Origin of the sequence: Streptomyces sp. ID05-26A (genome assembly GCF_033794685.1) — a bacterium.
Taxonomy (GTDB): Bacteria; Actinomycetota; Actinomycetes; order Mycobacteriales; family Pseudonocardiaceae; genus Lentzea.
This window is the reverse complement of record NZ_JARAYZ010000002.1, coordinates 537,503-551,778: the sequence shown is the minus strand read 5'-3', so window position 1 is coordinate 551,778 and position 14,276 is coordinate 537,503. Positions and strand designations below refer to the sequence as shown.

The window sequence follows — 14,276 nt, the reverse complement described above, 5'->3', positions numbered from 1 at the left end:
GGCGGCACCCCCTTGGCGTGTCGGAAGGTCAGGACATCGAGGCGATGAGGCTGGCCGGACGCAGGTCCGTCCAGTTCTCCTCGACGTAGGCGAGGCAGGCGTCGCGGCCGTCCGGGCCGAAGGCACGGGTCCAGCCCTCGGGCACGGGGATGCGCTCGGGCCACAGCGAGTGCTGGTTCTCGTCGTTGACCAGCACCAGGTACACGCCGTCGGCGTCCTCGAACGGGTTGGTGGTCATGACTCGTCTCCTCGGTGGGTTCGGGCGTCGTGCTGGTGCGCGACGCGGTGCAGTGCGGCGAGCAGGTGGGCCGAGCTGGTGCTGGTGCCGGAGTGGTCCACGGAGGACCGCGGGATCGGCATGGCGCCGACGGACGACCAGCGCAGCCGGCCGGTGTCGTCGATGTGGCTGCGGGAGTGGCCCGCGTTGTCGGGGTGCAGGCAGTACGGCACGTCGAGCAGGCCGCGCCGGAACGCGGCGAGCAGCGCCGTGCCCGGATCGCCGGGCAGTTCGAGCACCGCTTCCACCAGTGCGGTCGCCTCGGCCAGCACTCCTGTGTCCTCGAAGGACTCTTCAAAAGAAGACGAAGAAGCAGCCGAAGCCGCGTGTTCCAAAGCGGACACGTTCTCGGCGACGGTGGGGATGCGGTGCGCCTCGGCCACGGTCTTGACGATCAGGCGTTCGGCACCCGCCCGGACCGCGAGCCGGGCGGCGTTGTCGTTGAGCAACCGAGCACCGGACGGTGTTCGGGGGAACACGCCCATGTAGGCGTAGACCACGACGTGCCAGTCCACATCGGACAGGAAGCGGCCGGCGAGCGTGCGCAGGGCGCGGATCGCCTCGGCGTCCTGGTCCGCGCTGGTCTGCTGGGCGTAGCTCAACGAGATGCTCTCCACGCCGTAGAAGCGGAAGAAGATCGCTTCCAGGACGCTGAGCGCCACCAGCAGACTCGGCGGGCAGAGCTGGCCCATCATGCAGCCGCCGAACGTCTCCAGGTGCCCGGAGAAGTCCTCGCACGCCTCGGACCAGTGGTCGACCGAGTCGCGCAACGGCTTCCGGCTGTAGGGCAGGCAGTACGACACCGGACCGCCCTCGGTGGCGTCCAGTCCCGCCTCGGCCAGCGCGGCGAAGATGGCCCTCGGGTCGGCGGACCCGTGCCGCACCTGCACGGGGAACCCGATGAGCCCGTCCAGCACGGCCTTCGTGGTGTCCGGGTGGTGCGAGACGATCGGGTACCCGTTGAGCCGGGCGCCGTCGTGCAACGCCTCCAGCGCCGCGCGGTGGTCGCCGACCCGCGTGTAGCTGTCGACGGTGAGGGTGCCGACGGTGGTGGCACGAGCGCCCCGCACCGCCAGCAGCCCCGCCCGCATCTCCAGCGGGGACGCCATGCCCATCCTGGGCTGCACCACGAGCCTGCCGTGGGCCGCCGCCAGCGCGACCGCGTCCGCGAAGCCCGTCACGACACACTGTCCGCGGTGCTGGCCAGCACGAACGCGGTGATGAACTCCCGGAACCGCGTGATGGCCGTGTCGTCGTCGAAGACCTCGGTGAAACCCGCTGCCCGCAACGCGTCGGCCTGCACGGGTTCCGGGCCGCCGGTCCCGAGCTTGCCGCCGATGACGACCGGGATCGCCGCCAGACCGGGCCGGCTCCGCACCTCGGCGAGCGCACGCGGCCCGTCCTGGTAACCGTGCCCGTTCACCGTGCTGAGCACGACGAGGTCGGGCTGTTCGGCCTCGCACTCGTCCGCGAGCAGCACGGGCGGCACGCACGCGCCGAGGTTGACCACGCGGTACCCCTCCTCCTCCAGCAGCAACTGGAGATAGACGAGGTTCCAGGTGTGCGAGTCCGACGCGGTGCCGGACAACAGGACCAGGTTGTTCATGTCAGGTCAGGCTTTCTCGATGACGGGGTGCGGGGTCGGCGGCCGCGGACCGGCCGGGGAACCAGACGTCCTCGCTGCCCAGGGCCGAAGGTGTGTACTTGCCCAGAGCGCTGGTCAGCAGCCGCACCTCGAAGGCGAGGCACTCGACGAGCCGGCGCAGGCCGTGCTCGGGATCGGCGTCCACGGCGGTGAGCGCGGCACGGCCGAGTCCGACGGCGGTGGCACCGAGTGCCAGCGCCTTCACGGCACGCACGCCCTCCCAGACGCGGCCGGTGGCGAGCAGGCAGCCGGACGGCGTGCCGATCCGCCGCAGGCACTCGGCGAGCGGCAGGCCGACGTGGTCGAGGAACGCGCGGGGCGCCCACCCGGTGCCACCCTCGGCACCGTCGACGGTCACCGCGTCCGCGCCGGCCTCCCACGCGCACGCCGCGGCCTGGGCCACGTCCCGGCCGGGGTGCAGCTTCACCCAGATCCGGGCGCGCGGGAAGTTGTTGCGCATGAACCGGATCTGCTGACGCAGGATCTCGTCGGTGAACGTGCCCGGGCTGCCCGAGCGCAGCACCCCGGGACCGGACCACAGGTCGTCGATCGCGAACTGGTCGGACACCCGCGCGGCCGTGGCCCGGTCGAGCACCGTCAGGCCGCCCAGCCCGGGCTTCGCGCCCTGGCCGACCTTGAGCTCGAAGCCGAGCCTTCCGGTGGCCAGCAACGGTTCCGCGGCCGGATCGCTGTAGACGAGGTTCCACACCTCGGCGTCCGCGTCCTCGGTGCTCTGCTGCACCACGACTCCGCCCAGCGACGGCCCCGCCTCGTCGAGGTAGGCGCGGACGCGGGCGAGCATCCCGGTGGTGGCGTCCGGTTCCTGCCGGTACCCGGTGACGGGGACGACGTTCTCGCCGATCACCATCGGGATGCCGAGCGCACCCGCCTGCCTGCTGGCCGCGACCGACACCTCGGAGCTGCCGATGCGCGTGGAACCGAAGGCGGACAGGAACACCGGCAGCGCGGAGGTGAACCCGCCGACCGTCGTCGCCAGGTCCACATCGGACTGCAGCGGCTCGCGGCCGAGGTCGATCAGCTTCTCCAGCCGCAGCGGCATGAACACCGGCGGCACCAGCCTGGCCGCGTCGAGCTCGTCGGCCGGACCTTCCTGACCGAACGCCCGCGCGCCGAACACCTCGTGGCCGTAGGACTCCACGGGCGGGAACGCCTCCGCGGTGCCGTTCAGGGCCCGTGCCCGCACCTGCTCCTCGGGGAAACCGGCCGCCCTCACGGTGCCAGCTCCCCGGGCACCTTCGGGTAGGCGTTGACCTGCCACACCGCGTCCAGCCCGGTGAGGAACCGGGTGAGCCGCTCCAGGCCCATGCCGAACCCGGCGCTGCGCGGCACGCCCTGGCGCATGACGTCGAGGTACCAGCGGTACTTCGCCGGGTTCTCGCCCGTCTCGCGCATCCGCGTGACGATCGTGGCGTAGTCCGACTCGCGTTCGCTGCCGCTGACGAGCTCGCCGTACCCCTCGGGCGCGAGCAGGTCGAAGTTGCGCAGCCGGCCCGGTTCCGTGGTGCTCTCGCGGTCGTAGAACCCGCGCGAGCCCTTCGGGTAGTCGGTGACGAAGAACGGCCGGTCCTTCTGCCGGGACAGCAGTTCCTCGCCGGTCCAGGCGATCTCGGCGTCCGGGCTCTGCGGGTGGCCGAGCAGGTGCAGCGCGTCGACCGCCTCGCGGTGGCTGAGCACGCCGAACGGTCCGGACAGCAGCCAGGCGAACGCCAGCGGGTCACGACCGAGGAGCTCGAACTGCTCGGGCACCGCGGTCAGCGCGTGCCGCACGACGTAGGTCAGCAGCCCTTCCGCCACGCGCATCGCGTCGGCACGGGTGCCGTGCGCCATCTCCACGTCGATCTGGTGGAACTCCGCGAGGTGGCGCTGGGTGTTGCAGGTCTCGACCGGTTCGGCCCGCACGTTCGGTGCGATGTAGAAGATCTTGTCGAACGTCAGCAGCGACGCCTGCTTGTAGAGGATGCCGCTGCTCATGACCTTGTACTTGTGGCCGTAGTAGTCGACGTCGACCTGCTTGGAACCGCGGGCTCCCGGGTCGGTCACCGGGCCGATCACCGGCGGCAGCATCTCGACGAAACCCTCACCGCGCAGGAACGCCCTGGCCGCGCCGAGCACCTCCTGCTGGATCAGCATCGCGGCCCTGGTGGTGTCCGAGTCGAGGTGCTCGGCCAGTGGCGGCGGACGGCGATCGGCGGCGGGCTCGATCGCGACGGTCGTGGCGTGCTCCATGTTCTTTCCCACCCTTGGTTTTCGCTGGTCGGGGCTGTCAGAGGCCGGACGCGGGAACGATCACGCGCCGCCAGCCGCCGGGGTCGGGCAGGACGCCGCGCTGGGTGTCGATCAGCGCCTGGCGCAGCTCGCGGGTCACCGGTCCGGCGGTGCCGTCGCCGATCACCCAGTCGCCGTCGCGGTCGCGCACCGTGCCGACCGGCGTGACCACGGCCGCCGTGCCGCAGGCGAAGACCTCGGTGATGAGGCCGGAGGCGCACTCCGCACGCCACTGGTCGACGGAGATCCGCTCCTCGCGGACCGTGTGGCCGAGGCGGGCCGCGAGCACCATCAGCGACTCGCGGGTGACGCCGGGCAGCAGCGTTCCGGTGAGTCCGGGCGTGACGACCTCGGTGCCGGAAGCTGTGCGGCGCACGAAGAACAGGTTCATGCCGCCCATCTCCTCGACCCACCGGTGCTCGGCGGCGTCGAGCCACACGACCTGCTGGCAGCCGGCCTGGCGGGCGAGGTTCTGCGCGACGAACGACGGGCCGTAGTTCGCGGCGCACTTCACGTCGCCGGTGCCGCCCTGCACCGCGCGGCTGTGCTCCCGGCTGACCAGCACCGACACCGGCTCCAGCGCCTTGTCCCCGAAGAACCCGCCGGCGACGAACGCCATCAGCAGGAACCGGTACTCGTCGGACGGGCGCAGCATCAGGTTCGGGTCGGTCGCGAACATCAGCGGCCGCAGGTAGAGGCTGATCGACGGGTCGTCGGGCAGGCCGGCGCCGTCGAGCAGCACCAGGTCGTCGAGCGCGGTGAGGAAGTCCTCGACCGGGAGCTCCGGCATCGCGAGGCGGCGGGCGGAGCTCTGGAACCGCAGGGCGTTGCGGTCCGGGCGGAACACCGACACCGAGCCGTCGGGGCCGCGGTGGGCCTTGAGTCCCTCGAAGATCACCTGGGCGTAGTGCAGGCCGATGGTCGCCGGGTGCAGCGGCAACGGCTCCAGCAGGCCGACGCGGCGGTCGTGCCAGCCGTCGACGGCGTTCCAGGTGAGGCTGACCATGTGGTCGGTGAAGGCGTCGCCGTGGCCAGGGTTGCTGGTGGCGGGCGAGCTCAGCTGCGTGGTCATCAGGAGTTCCTTTCGTCCGGGATCCGCAGGTCCCGCACGTGTGGGCGGGAAATGGCGTAGAGGAGCAGCGCGGCGAAACCGCCGGCGAACAACGCGGCCGCGGTGCCGAGGCCGAGAACTTGGGCGAGGAGACCGAAACCGACCATCGTGAGAGGCGTGAACGCGTCGTCGGTGAGCGTCAGCACGGAGCCGACGCGGCCGATGTACTCCTCGTCGACGGTCGCCTGGAACGCGCCGGACAGCATCGGTGAGGCGAGGCCCGCGACGACGCCGACCACGACCATCCCGGCGAGGGTCGCCGCGTACCCGGCGTTGCCGACGAGCCCGAGTGACGCGGCCTGGCCGAACAGCAGCAGCACGGCGGCGCGCAAAGGCCTTTCGGGGCGCCACTTCAGGGCGATCAGGGTGCCGATCGCTGCGCCACCGCCCATCGCGGCGGTCAGCCAGCCGAGCCCGACACCGCCCCAGCCGCTGCCGACGGCGTGCAGGGCGAGCCCGACCGCGACCACCGGGCTGACGAAGACGTTGAGGCCGGACAACGTGATCACGAGGTCGCGGACCTTCGGCGTGAGCCGCAGGTAGGTGAGCCCGTCGCGGATGTCGGCACGGACCGTGCCGCCGGTGGAGCGCGCCAGTGGCCAGCGCGGCCGGACCGCGATCAGCACCACGAGGACCACCGCGAACGAGATGAGGTCCAGCAGCATCGCGCCGCCCAGCCCCCACGCCACGAGCACGAGGCCGCCCAGTGGCGCGCCGAGCACGCCGGCCAGCCGGTCGAGCAGTTGCCGCAACGCCGACAGCCGGACCAGTTCCGACCTGCGCACCAGCTGCCGGGGGAACGCTCCGGAAGCCGGTCCGTAGAACGCGTCGGCCACACCGAACAGCAGGCCGACGACCATGAGCAGACCGGCGGACACGCCGCTCGCCGCGAGCATGGTGAGCGCTCCGGCGAGCACGACGATCCGCGCGATGTCGGCGCCGATCATCATGCGGCGGGCGTCGAACCGGTCGGTGAGCGCGCCGCCGACGATCGTCAGCAGGGCCCGCGGGATGGTGGCGCAGGCCAGCACGAGGCCGGCGAGTCCGGCGTTGCCGAGCTGCGCGGCGGTGAACGCGAGGGCGACGAACCAGATCTCGTCGCCGACCGCCGAGACGCCGGTGGCGAACGTCCAGCCGAGTGCGCGGCGGTCCCGCCACAGGCTGCGCGGGGCCTCGGCCGTCACGCCGGGGTCGTCCACCTGGGGCACCGCGGTCACCGGAGGTTCCCGGCGGGGACGGTCGGTCGATGACTGCTGGCGGACATCATTCCTCCGAGACGGTTTTCCGGGCTGCCGTTGGCTGGACAGGCACCAATCTCGGATATCGCGCTATCTCGGTGGCATCGCAGAGCAATCCGCGCGGGAATAGTCGGCTTCAACCTCGCCAACCGAGACGATTGCAAGCCCCTGAACTGCGGTTACATCCGCCGCTATCGCGTGCCGAACGGAACTGCCGGTTGCGATAGCGCCGGGATAACCGACGAGATAGGGGCGGGATTACAGCGGCCAATAGCGTTGTGGACATCAGCCGGAAATAGCCGCTGAAATCCCGCTCCGAACCGCAAGGAGAATCTCATGAAGCACGCCGCGCTCACCCGGATCGCCACCACCGTCGCCGGCGCCGCACTCGTGTTCGGTCTCGGTGCGGCGATCATCGGCGCGGACGTGCAGGCCGGCCCCGCGGTCGTCGCGGCGGAGAGCAACCCGTGGAACGGGGTTCAGGACGACAGCAACCCGTGGAACGGCGCGGCCGACGACAGCAACCCGTGGAACGGCACGCAGGACGACAGCAACCCGTGGAACGGCGCTCCCGCGAGCAGCAACCCCTGGAACTAGAGCGCCGCCGACAGACCGGTGAGCGCCTGCTCCGCCGCCTCCCGTTCGCGCTCCATCCCGCGGGCACCGAAGATCTGCACCGCGGTCAGCACCAGCTCCGACGCCCGGTTCGACTCGCCGAGGCGGGCCAGCACCGGCGCCAGGTCCACCCGGATCGCCGCGGCCCCCACGTGGTCCATGATCCGTTCCCGCGCCGCCAGCGCCTGCTCGAAGTACGACCGCGCCTCGCGGTCCTGGCCGAGCGCGGCACTCACCTCGCCGAGGTTGCGCAGCAGGTGCCCTTCCCCGATCACGTCGCGGCTCTCGCGCACCATCCCGAGCACCCGTGTGAACGTCGCCAGGGCGTCGCGGTGCTGCCCGGCCCGCACCTGCACCTGACCGATCCGCCGCAGCGCGTGCGGGATCCCGTTGCGGTAGCCCGCTCCCTCGAAGATCATCAGCGCTTCGAGAAGCTGCGCCGTGGCCTCGTCGGTCCGGCCGCGACGGCACAGGACGTCCGTCTGGTGCGTCAGGACGATGCCTCGCCCGACGAGGTCCTGCGACCGGTCGAGGTCGCGCATCGCGGCGGCGTACAGCTCGAGTGCCAGGTCGTCGTCGCCCGACCAGCGCGCGAGCAGGCCGAGGTCGCGGCGGCAGAGCGCGAGGCCGCGCGGGTCGTCGAGTTCCTCGAACGTCGCCAGCGCCGTCGTCAGCGCCTCGTGTGCGCGGGTGGTCTGGCCGCGGTTGATGTGCAGCGTGCCCATCGAGCTCAGCACCGCCGCCGTGCCGCGGACGTTCCCGGCGGCCTTGGTGGCCTGCAACGCCTTCTCGTGCGTCTTCTCCCAGTCGTCCAGGTAGCCGTGCGACTCGAACAGCGTCGCGGCCGTGACGGCGAGGTCCCAGCACGCCTCGTCGAAGCCGGCGTCGGCGGCCTGGCTGATCGCCGCGCACAGGTTGGCCTGCTCACCGTCCAACCACTCCAGCGGATCACCCGACACCTGCTGGACGTACGTCGCGGGCGGCAGCCAGCGCAGCGCGGTGCCGTGCAGGACGGCGTAATCACCGCCGTAGACGGACCGGTGAGCCTGCTCCGCGAGCGCGAGCCACCCGCCGAGGACGCGTTCCACGGCACGGCGCCGCATGTCCGGCGCCACGTCGGCGTTCAGCTTCTCCAGTGCGAAGAGCCGCACGATGTCCTGGTAGCGGTAGCGGAACTCGCCGGTGCGCTCGACCGTGGTCACGTCGAGCATCTGCACGTCCACCAACGGTTCCAGCAGGTCCGACGGGTACCGCGAGTCGTCGTCCAGCACCGCGCCCGCGACCCAGCCGGGCAGTTCCGGGCCCTCGGCGAGGCCGAGCAGCCCGAACAGGGTCCGTGAGCGCCGGTCCATTCCGTTGTGGGTCAGGGAAAGGCTCGCGCGGATGGTCATCTCGCCGTGCGCCAGTTCGTCGAGCCGGTGCCGTTCGCTCGCCAGCCGGTGCACCATCGAGGCGAGTGACCAGTGCGGCCGGGCCGCGAGCCGGGCGGCGATGATCCGCAACGCCAGCGGCAGTCCGCCGACGGTCCGCACGAGTGCGGCGGCGGCCTCGGGTTCGCGGGCCACCCGTTCCGCGCCGATGACCCGGTCCAGCAGTTCCAGCGACTGACCGGAGTCGAACACCTCGACCTCGACCTGACGCGCGCCCGGCACCCCGGTCAGCCGCGACCGGCTGGTCACGACCACGGCGCAGGTGTTGCTGCCCGGCAGCAACGGGATCACCTGGCTCTCGGCGGACGCGTCGTCGAGCACGACGAGGGTGCGCCGTTCGGCCATCAACGTCCGGTACATCTCGACGCGCTCGTCCAGGCCCATCGGGATCACCGCGCCCGGGATGCCCAGTGCCTGCAGGAACCTGCCCAGCACGTCGGCGGCGGCGGTCGGTTCCTCACGGGTGCCGCGCAGGTCGCAGTAGAGCTGTCCGTCGGGGAACCGGTCGGCGACGCGGTGGCCGATGTGGGCGGCGACGGTGGTCTTGCCGCTGCCGGGTCTGCCGATGATCACCACGACGCCGACGGCTCTTCGGTCCCCGCCGACCAGGACGGCCTCCGCGGTGCGGATCAGGGCGTCGTTGCCGATGAAGTCGGCGGTGTCGGCGGGCAGCTGCCGCGGACGTTCGACGCTCGGCACGGGCACGACGACGGCCGGCACGGGCTCGGCCTGGCCGCTGACGACGTCCCCGGAGAGGATCGCCGACTCCAGCAGCCGCAACCGCTCCCCCGGCTCCAGGCCCAGTTCCTCGACCAGCAGGTGCCGGCCCGTCCGGTACGCCTCCAGCGCCTCGCCCTGCCTGCCCGCGCGGTGCAGCGCGAGCATCAGCACAGCGCGCAGCCGTTCGCGCATCGGGTGTTCGTGCACGAGGCGGGTGACCTCACCGACGATCTGGTGGTGACGGCCGAGTTCGAGCTCCAGTTCGAGGTAGTCCTCGGTGGCGGTGAGCAGGTCCTCGTCCAGCCGCGACGCCCGGCTGCGCAACGCGGGGTTCGGCAGTCCGCTCAGGCACGGACCGCGCCACAGCGCCACGGCCGACCGCAGCAGGTTCGCCGCCTCGGCCGTGCGGCCCTCCTTCACCAGCACCCTGGCCTCGGCGAGCTTGCCGGCGAAGACGTGCATGTCGAGCGTGTTGCCGCCGAGCAGCAACTGGTAACCGGGCATCCGCGTGACGATCGGCAGGTCGACACCCGCGTCGGCCAGCTTCTTGCGCAGCCGTGACACGCAGATCTGCACCTGGGTGCGCGCGGTGTCCGGGGGCAGCTGGTTCCACAGCGTGTCGACGATCTGGTCCGTGCTGACGACCTGGTTCGCCTCCATCAGCAGGAGCGCGAGGACGACCTGCTGGCGTCCGGGCGTCACCCACACCGGCCCGGACGGCCCCTCGACCTCGATCGGTCCGAGGATCCGGAACACGGAATCCCCGGACCTGCGCAGCACAGCACTCACGTCCGCCGCCCCTCCTTGTGCATCCCCCAGCGACCGACTTCCCCAATGTATGCAACACGGGATGTACTTGTATATCCGGCGGATGCTCGATCATCCCGTCATCCGGGAGGGATTGCGGCGTGGACGGTGACGGGAAAGCGCCGTGATAGGCCTGGGTTATCGGCAACTGAAACTCTGGGCATTGCATTCCGAAGTCGCCCGAAGGAGTTCGCCATGACGGGAGACGGCCACCCGCCACCCAGCGCGGCGACGCTGGCCGCGGGTGTGGACCACGTCCGGTTGTCCTACCTGTACCTGGACGAGGGAGACCTGGACGCCTACGCGTCGCTGCTGCACGAGGACGTGCAGGTGCGCACACCCGGCGCGCCGGCCTGCCACAACCGCGCGGACGCGGTGCGCCTCGCGAGCACCACCGGAGGCACGCACGAACTGTTCAAGGTGATCGGCGAAGGGCATTGCGTGGTGGCGGTCGGGCATTACTCCCCGCCCGGTACCACACCCCGCGAATTCGATTTCGCCGACTTCTTCACGCTCTCCGACGACTCGCTGCTGCTCAGCCGTCGCCGCTTCTACTACCTGCCACCGCCGGACTGACGCGCCTATACCGTGGCCTCATGGTCAACCCGGCACAACGCCCACTGGTCTTCCTGGACGTCGACGGAACCCTGCTGCCCTACGGCGGGACGGCGGTGCCGAGCACCGCCGAGCGCTGGGACGACTGGCAGCAGACGTCCAACCCACAACTGGCCAAGATCACCCGCTCGCACGGCCCGCGACTGCTGGCCCTGCCGTGCGACCTGGTCTGGGCCACCGCGTGGATGCACGACGCCAACGACGTGATCGCTCCGCTCCTCGGCCTGCCGGAACTGCCGGTGGCCGACCTGCCCGACGCACCGGACGAGGACGACCCGAGCACGCTGCACTGGAAGACGCGAGCCCTGGTCAACACCGCGGCCGGCCGCCCGTTCGCCTGGGTCGACGACGAGATCGGCGACCTCGACCGCGCCTGGGTGGAGGCACAGCACCAGGGCGAGGCGCTGCTCCTGCGCGTCGACTCCCAGGTGGGCATCACCGAGGCCGACCTCGCCACGCTCACCAAGTGGCTGCGCGAACTATGAGTCCTCAATGGACTGGGTGTCCACTTCTCCTCGGGGAAGAGGACATCGGCTCCGGCTGTACGGGTGACGTTGCGCGGCAAGCGGCCTATTCCGCGCGGTAGCCCTGGATCGTCACCCTGCCGCGCCCGACCATCTGCTGCCATGGCGGACAACCCCCACTCCCTGCTCGTGGTCGAGCAGAAAGCGCTGCGGACACAGCTCGACGCCCTCACCGCGTCCGGCCCGGACGACCCGCACTGGCCCGAACTCGCCGAGAACCTGCACAAGGGCGTGAACGCGGTTCTACGAGCACGGCGCGACACCGACGCCGACGCGCTCCTGCTCCTCCACCGCGTCGCCGGGGCGGTCGCCGGGCTGGCCGCGGTGGCGGTGCTCGTCTTCTTCTTCAGCCCGTGGAACGTGGTCCCGGCAGGACTCGCTCTCGCCGTCGGCGGCGCGCTCCTGGCGAACCCGGCCGTGCGCGGTTTCTGGGAACCGCGCGCCCGCACGTGGGCAGGGATCGCCGCCGTGGTGGGCGTGCTGCTGACGCCACTGGCGGGCGGCTGGTCCGCGCTGGTCGTTCTCGCTGGAACCGGTTGGTGGGCCTGGAGGTACGTGAAGTGATCGACCCGATCCAGCAACTGACGCAGACCACCGGCCGTCATCTCCAGCGGATCGATGATCTCGAGAAAGAGCTGGGCGACAAGACGAAGACCCTCGGCGACATCCGCGAACAGGTGCGGAAGCTGGAGAAGAAGGTGGGCGGCCATTCCGTCTCCGACGTGGTGAAGACCATCGAGAAGGTCGACAAGAAGGCCGGCGAGACGAGCTCGCGGATGGACGAGGCGTCCACGAGAATCGACACACTGCGCCATGACCTCGTCACCCTGCATCGCAAGGTGCGCTTGAGCAGCGGGTTGCCCCGAGCCGACTTCGACACCTGGCCGGAGATCTCGTCCGAGACGATCCAGCTGATCCTGGCGGGGCTCGCCTCGGAACCGGTGCCCGAGGCGGAGATCGAGCGGCTGCGCCAGAACCAGGAGCAGGCGCGGGAGGAGCGTGAGCGCTGGGACCAGTCGCTGAAGGCGGCGATCACGGCCGTCCACGTGATGACCGGCCTGCCCGCCGGCGCGGAACGGTTGTGGCGTAGGGAAGCACGGACGTGGTCGGCGTTCCGCCGCTCGGGCAACCGGCCCGTCGACAAGGAAGAGCACGCACGGCGCCGGCACGACGAAGCGACTTTCGCCAGGCAGGCCGCGATGGTCGCCGCGGACAACTCCGCAGCGGCCAACGAGGCGGTCTGCGCGGTGATCCGCGAGCGCGTGGTCGACGCGCTCACCCGGGACCTCGTCCCTCCCCAGTGGTTCGACAGCGCACTCGGCCTGTTCCCACCGAAGGAACCCGGCCAGATCTCACCTTGGCTCAGGGTGGCCACGCGACTCATCCGCTACCGGTTGCTCGCCGATGTCGGCGACCGGCTGCACCCGTACGGCGACCGGCCGCCCGACTCGAAGCTCGCCGCCGAACGCGACGAGGTGGAGCGGCTCTGCAAAGGCCAGCGCTGGTAGGTCACCGACCGGCGGCGAACGGGCCTCCGGGTGCGAACGCGTACCGGGCGAAGCGCTCACCGATCAGCTCGTGCGTCGCCGTGTCCGGGTGCAGGGCGTCCGGCAGCGGATGCGTGACGGCGTCCTGCTCGCCGTACAGGCGGGTGCCGTCCAGGTGGTGCAGGTTCTGGTCCTCCGCACGGCGTTCGGCCAGCGACGCCAGCTCCTCGCGGATGATCCGCAACGTCAGCTGCGGCGCGTCCCCGTGCGGGCCCGTGGCGGTGAAGACGACCTCGCCCGCGGCGAGTGCGTCCAGGTCCATCCCACCCGGTCCCGGCGTGTCCTCGTGGATGCCGCAGAAGATCGGCGACATCAGCACCAGTGGCGTGTCCGGGTGGCCGTCGCGGATGGTGTCGAGGAAGCCGTGCACCGCCGGTACGAACGCCCGCATCCGCATGACGTCGAAGTTCACGACGTTGATGCCGAACTTGACGCTGATCAGGTCGGCGGGACGGTCGCGCATCACCCTGGCGACGAACGGGTCGACCAGGGCGCTGCCGCCGAACCCGAGGTTGTGCAGGTCGACCTCGCCACGACGGGCGGCGACGGCGGGCCAGGTGCGGGCCGGGGTGGTCGCGTTGGACCCGTTGCTGATGGAACTGCCGTGGTGCAACCAGGTCCGCCGGTCCCGGTCGGCCGGGCGCACCGGTGCGTCCGTGCGCAGGGCGACCAGGTCCACCACCTCGTTGTGCGGCAACCAGATCTCGACGACCTTGGCGCCGGCCGCCAGGGCGAACCGCGCGGTGAACGGCGGACCCTCGTGGAACTCGCGTGCCCCGGTCGTCATGTCGACCTCGGCGTGATCGCCGCCGTCGAGCCGCTCACTGGCGACCAGCTCACCGTCGACCACCAGGTCGACGCTGCCGCGGGGCCGGGCGACGCCGCGGTAGGAGAACGAGCTCGGGTGCAGGACCAGCTCGATCGCGCGGGCCTCGGTCGCCATCACCAGGCGCACTCCGGAAGGCCTGCTCTCCGCCGTCATCAGCTGCGGGTCGGGGAAGCGCGCACGCACCCAGGTGGGCAGGCGGTGCGGACGCACGCCGCGTGCCGTGTCCTCCAGCTCGGCGGCGCCGCGCACGAGTGCGTCGGTCAGAGGTGTCGTGATCATGTCCCCACAATGCTCGCACCTGTGCGGGCGGCGCGCCCGACACCCCAGTCGTAGAGGGCCTGGAGCGCGGGACCGAGACTGCGGCCCTCCTCGGTGAGCGAGTACTGGACGTGCGGTGGCATCTCGGTCCGCGCGACCAGACCGGCGTCCTGCAGTTCGCGCAGCCGCTGCACGAACATCTTCTCGCTGATGCCCGGCACCTTGCGGCGCAGGTCGCCGTAGTGGTGCGGCCGTTCCTTGAGGTGGGCCAGGATCACCGTGCGCCACTTGCCGCCGATGACGTCGAGGGCCAGCTCGACCGGACAGTGGTACATCGGTGCTCCTCACCAGAAAGTGCGTACTTGCCGGGTTTT

General features: G+C 71.1%; 15 protein-coding genes. 5 read left to right on the top strand and 10 right to left on the bottom strand.

Annotated features, from left to right (window positions below; all coding sequences use genetic code 11):
- Window positions 1-28: 28 nt before the first annotated feature.
- Genes PV646_RS18275 through PV646_RS18245 form a run of 7 tightly spaced genes read right to left on the bottom strand, consistent with a single transcriptional unit; the run spans window position 29 to window position 6,536 of the window.
- The gene (locus tag PV646_RS18275) at window positions 29-238 is read right to left on the bottom strand and encodes an MbtH family protein (protein WP_500343359.1); all 210 of its coding nucleotides are present in this window, start codon (window positions 236-238) and stop codon (window positions 29-31) included.
- Complete coding sequence (locus PV646_RS18270; protein ID WP_500343358.1) at window positions 235-1,458, bottom strand: methylaspartate mutase; 1,224 nt, start codon at window positions 1,456-1,458, stop codon at window positions 235-237. Before PV646_RS18270 ends, PV646_RS18275 begins: the two co-directional genes overlap by 4 nt.
- Complete coding sequence (locus PV646_RS18265; protein WP_500343357.1) at window positions 1,455-1,883, bottom strand: cobalamin B12-binding domain-containing protein; 429 nt, start codon at window positions 1,881-1,883, stop codon at window positions 1,455-1,457. Before PV646_RS18265 ends, PV646_RS18270 begins: the two co-directional genes overlap by 4 nt.
- A 1-nt stretch (window position 1,884) precedes the next feature.
- Window positions 1,885-3,156: a glutamate synthase-related protein gene (locus PV646_RS18260; protein WP_500343356.1), complete on the bottom strand. Its 1,272-nt coding sequence runs from the start codon at window positions 3,154-3,156 to the stop codon at window positions 1,885-1,887.
- Window positions 3,153-4,169 carry an asparagine synthetase A gene (locus tag PV646_RS18255; RefSeq protein ID WP_500343355.1) on the bottom strand — a complete coding sequence of 339 codons (1,017 nt, stop codon included), beginning with the start codon at window positions 4,167-4,169 and terminating at the stop codon, window positions 3,153-3,155. Before PV646_RS18255 ends, PV646_RS18260 begins: the two co-directional genes overlap by 4 nt.
- Window positions 4,170-4,206: 37 nt before the next feature.
- A complete protein-coding gene (locus tag PV646_RS18250) occupies window positions 4,207-5,280 on the bottom strand; it encodes a branched-chain amino acid aminotransferase (RefSeq protein WP_500343354.1) in 1,074 nt (357 codons plus the stop codon).
- The gene (locus PV646_RS18245; RefSeq protein WP_500343353.1) at window positions 5,280-6,536 is read right to left on the bottom strand and encodes an MFS transporter; all 1,257 of its coding nucleotides are present in this window, start codon (window positions 6,534-6,536) and stop codon (window positions 5,280-5,282) included. The genes PV646_RS18250 and PV646_RS18245 overlap by 1 nt, the downstream gene beginning before the upstream one ends.
- A gap of 357 nt (window positions 6,537-6,893) precedes the next feature.
- On the opposite strand from PV646_RS18245, the gene PV646_RS18240 reads away from it, so the two are divergent.
- Window positions 6,894-7,154: a hypothetical protein gene (locus PV646_RS18240; RefSeq protein WP_500343352.1), complete on the top strand. Its 261-nt coding sequence runs from the start codon at window positions 6,894-6,896 to the stop codon at window positions 7,152-7,154.
- Here PV646_RS18240 and PV646_RS18235 read toward each other — a convergent pair.
- Window positions 7,151-10,111, bottom strand: coding sequence for an AfsR/SARP family transcriptional regulator (locus PV646_RS18235; RefSeq protein WP_500343350.1), 2,961 nt, complete (start codon window positions 10,109-10,111; stop codon window positions 7,151-7,153). The genes PV646_RS18240 and PV646_RS18235 overlap by 4 nt on opposite strands.
- A gap of 213 nt (window positions 10,112-10,324) precedes the next feature.
- On the opposite strand from PV646_RS18235, the gene PV646_RS18230 reads away from it, so the two are divergent.
- The 4 genes from PV646_RS18230 to PV646_RS18215 all read left to right on the top strand — a co-directional run bounded on the left by PV646_RS18230 (window position 10,325) and on the right by PV646_RS18215 (window position 12,776).
- Entirely contained in the window at window positions 10,325-10,705 is a 381-nt protein-coding gene (locus PV646_RS18230; RefSeq protein ID WP_500343348.1) for a nuclear transport factor 2 family protein, read from the top strand.
- Between the two features lie 20 nt (window positions 10,706-10,725).
- Window positions 10,726-11,229 (top strand): HAD domain-containing protein, encoded by a 504-nt coding sequence (locus tag PV646_RS18225; RefSeq protein WP_500343347.1) that lies wholly within the window; start codon window positions 10,726-10,728, stop codon window positions 11,227-11,229.
- Between the two features lie 141 nt (window positions 11,230-11,370).
- Window positions 11,371-11,832, top strand: coding sequence for a hypothetical protein (locus PV646_RS18220; protein ID WP_500343346.1), 462 nt, complete (start codon window positions 11,371-11,373; stop codon window positions 11,830-11,832).
- Complete coding sequence (locus PV646_RS18215) at window positions 11,829-12,776, top strand: hypothetical protein (protein WP_500343344.1); 948 nt, start codon at window positions 11,829-11,831, stop codon at window positions 12,774-12,776. The genes PV646_RS18220 and PV646_RS18215 overlap by 4 nt, the downstream gene beginning before the upstream one ends.
- A gap of 1 nt (window position 12,777) precedes the next feature.
- Here the strand turns inward: PV646_RS18215 and PV646_RS18210 are convergent, their stop codons facing one another.
- Window positions 12,778-13,923 carry a GDSL-type esterase/lipase family protein gene (locus PV646_RS18210; protein WP_500343343.1) on the bottom strand — a complete coding sequence of 382 codons (1,146 nt, stop codon included), beginning with the start codon at window positions 13,921-13,923 and terminating at the stop codon, window positions 12,778-12,780.
- Window positions 13,920-14,237, bottom strand: a complete 318-nt coding sequence (locus PV646_RS18205; RefSeq protein ID WP_500343342.1) for a winged helix-turn-helix transcriptional regulator — start codon at window positions 14,235-14,237, stop codon at window positions 13,920-13,922. The genes PV646_RS18210 and PV646_RS18205 overlap by 4 nt, the downstream gene beginning before the upstream one ends.
- Window positions 14,238-14,276: the final 39 nt, after the last annotated feature.

Bases quoted from the DNA above. Each gene is read 5' to 3' on its own strand.
- PV646_RS18275 (WP_500343359.1), bottom strand. From the start codon at position 238: ATGACCACCAACCCGTTCGAGGACGCCGACGGCGTGTACCTGGTGCTG.
- PV646_RS18265 (WP_500343357.1), bottom strand. From the start codon at position 1,883: ATGAACAACCTGGTCCTGTTGTCCGGCACCGCGTCGGACTCGCACACC.
- PV646_RS18255 (WP_500343355.1), bottom strand. From the start codon at position 4,169: ATGGAGCACGCCACGACCGTCGCGATCGAGCCCGCCGCCGATCGCCGT.
- PV646_RS18250 (WP_500343354.1), bottom strand. From the start codon at position 5,280: ATGACCACGCAGCTGAGCTCGCCCGCCACCAGCAACCCTGGCCACGGC.
- PV646_RS18240 (WP_500343352.1), top strand. From the start codon at position 6,894: ATGAAGCACGCCGCGCTCACCCGGATCGCCACCACCGTCGCCGGCGCC.
- PV646_RS18230 (WP_500343348.1), top strand. From the start codon at position 10,325: ATGACGGGAGACGGCCACCCGCCACCCAGCGCGGCGACGCTGGCCGCG.
- PV646_RS18225 (WP_500343347.1), top strand. From the start codon at position 10,726: ATGGTCAACCCGGCACAACGCCCACTGGTCTTCCTGGACGTCGACGGA.
- PV646_RS18220 (WP_500343346.1), top strand. From the start codon at position 11,371: ATGGCGGACAACCCCCACTCCCTGCTCGTGGTCGAGCAGAAAGCGCTG.
- PV646_RS18210 (WP_500343343.1), bottom strand. From the start codon at position 13,923: ATGATCACGACACCTCTGACCGACGCACTCGTGCGCGGCGCCGCCGAG.
- PV646_RS18205 (WP_500343342.1), bottom strand. From the start codon at position 14,237: ATGTACCACTGTCCGGTCGAGCTGGCCCTCGACGTCATCGGCGGCAAG.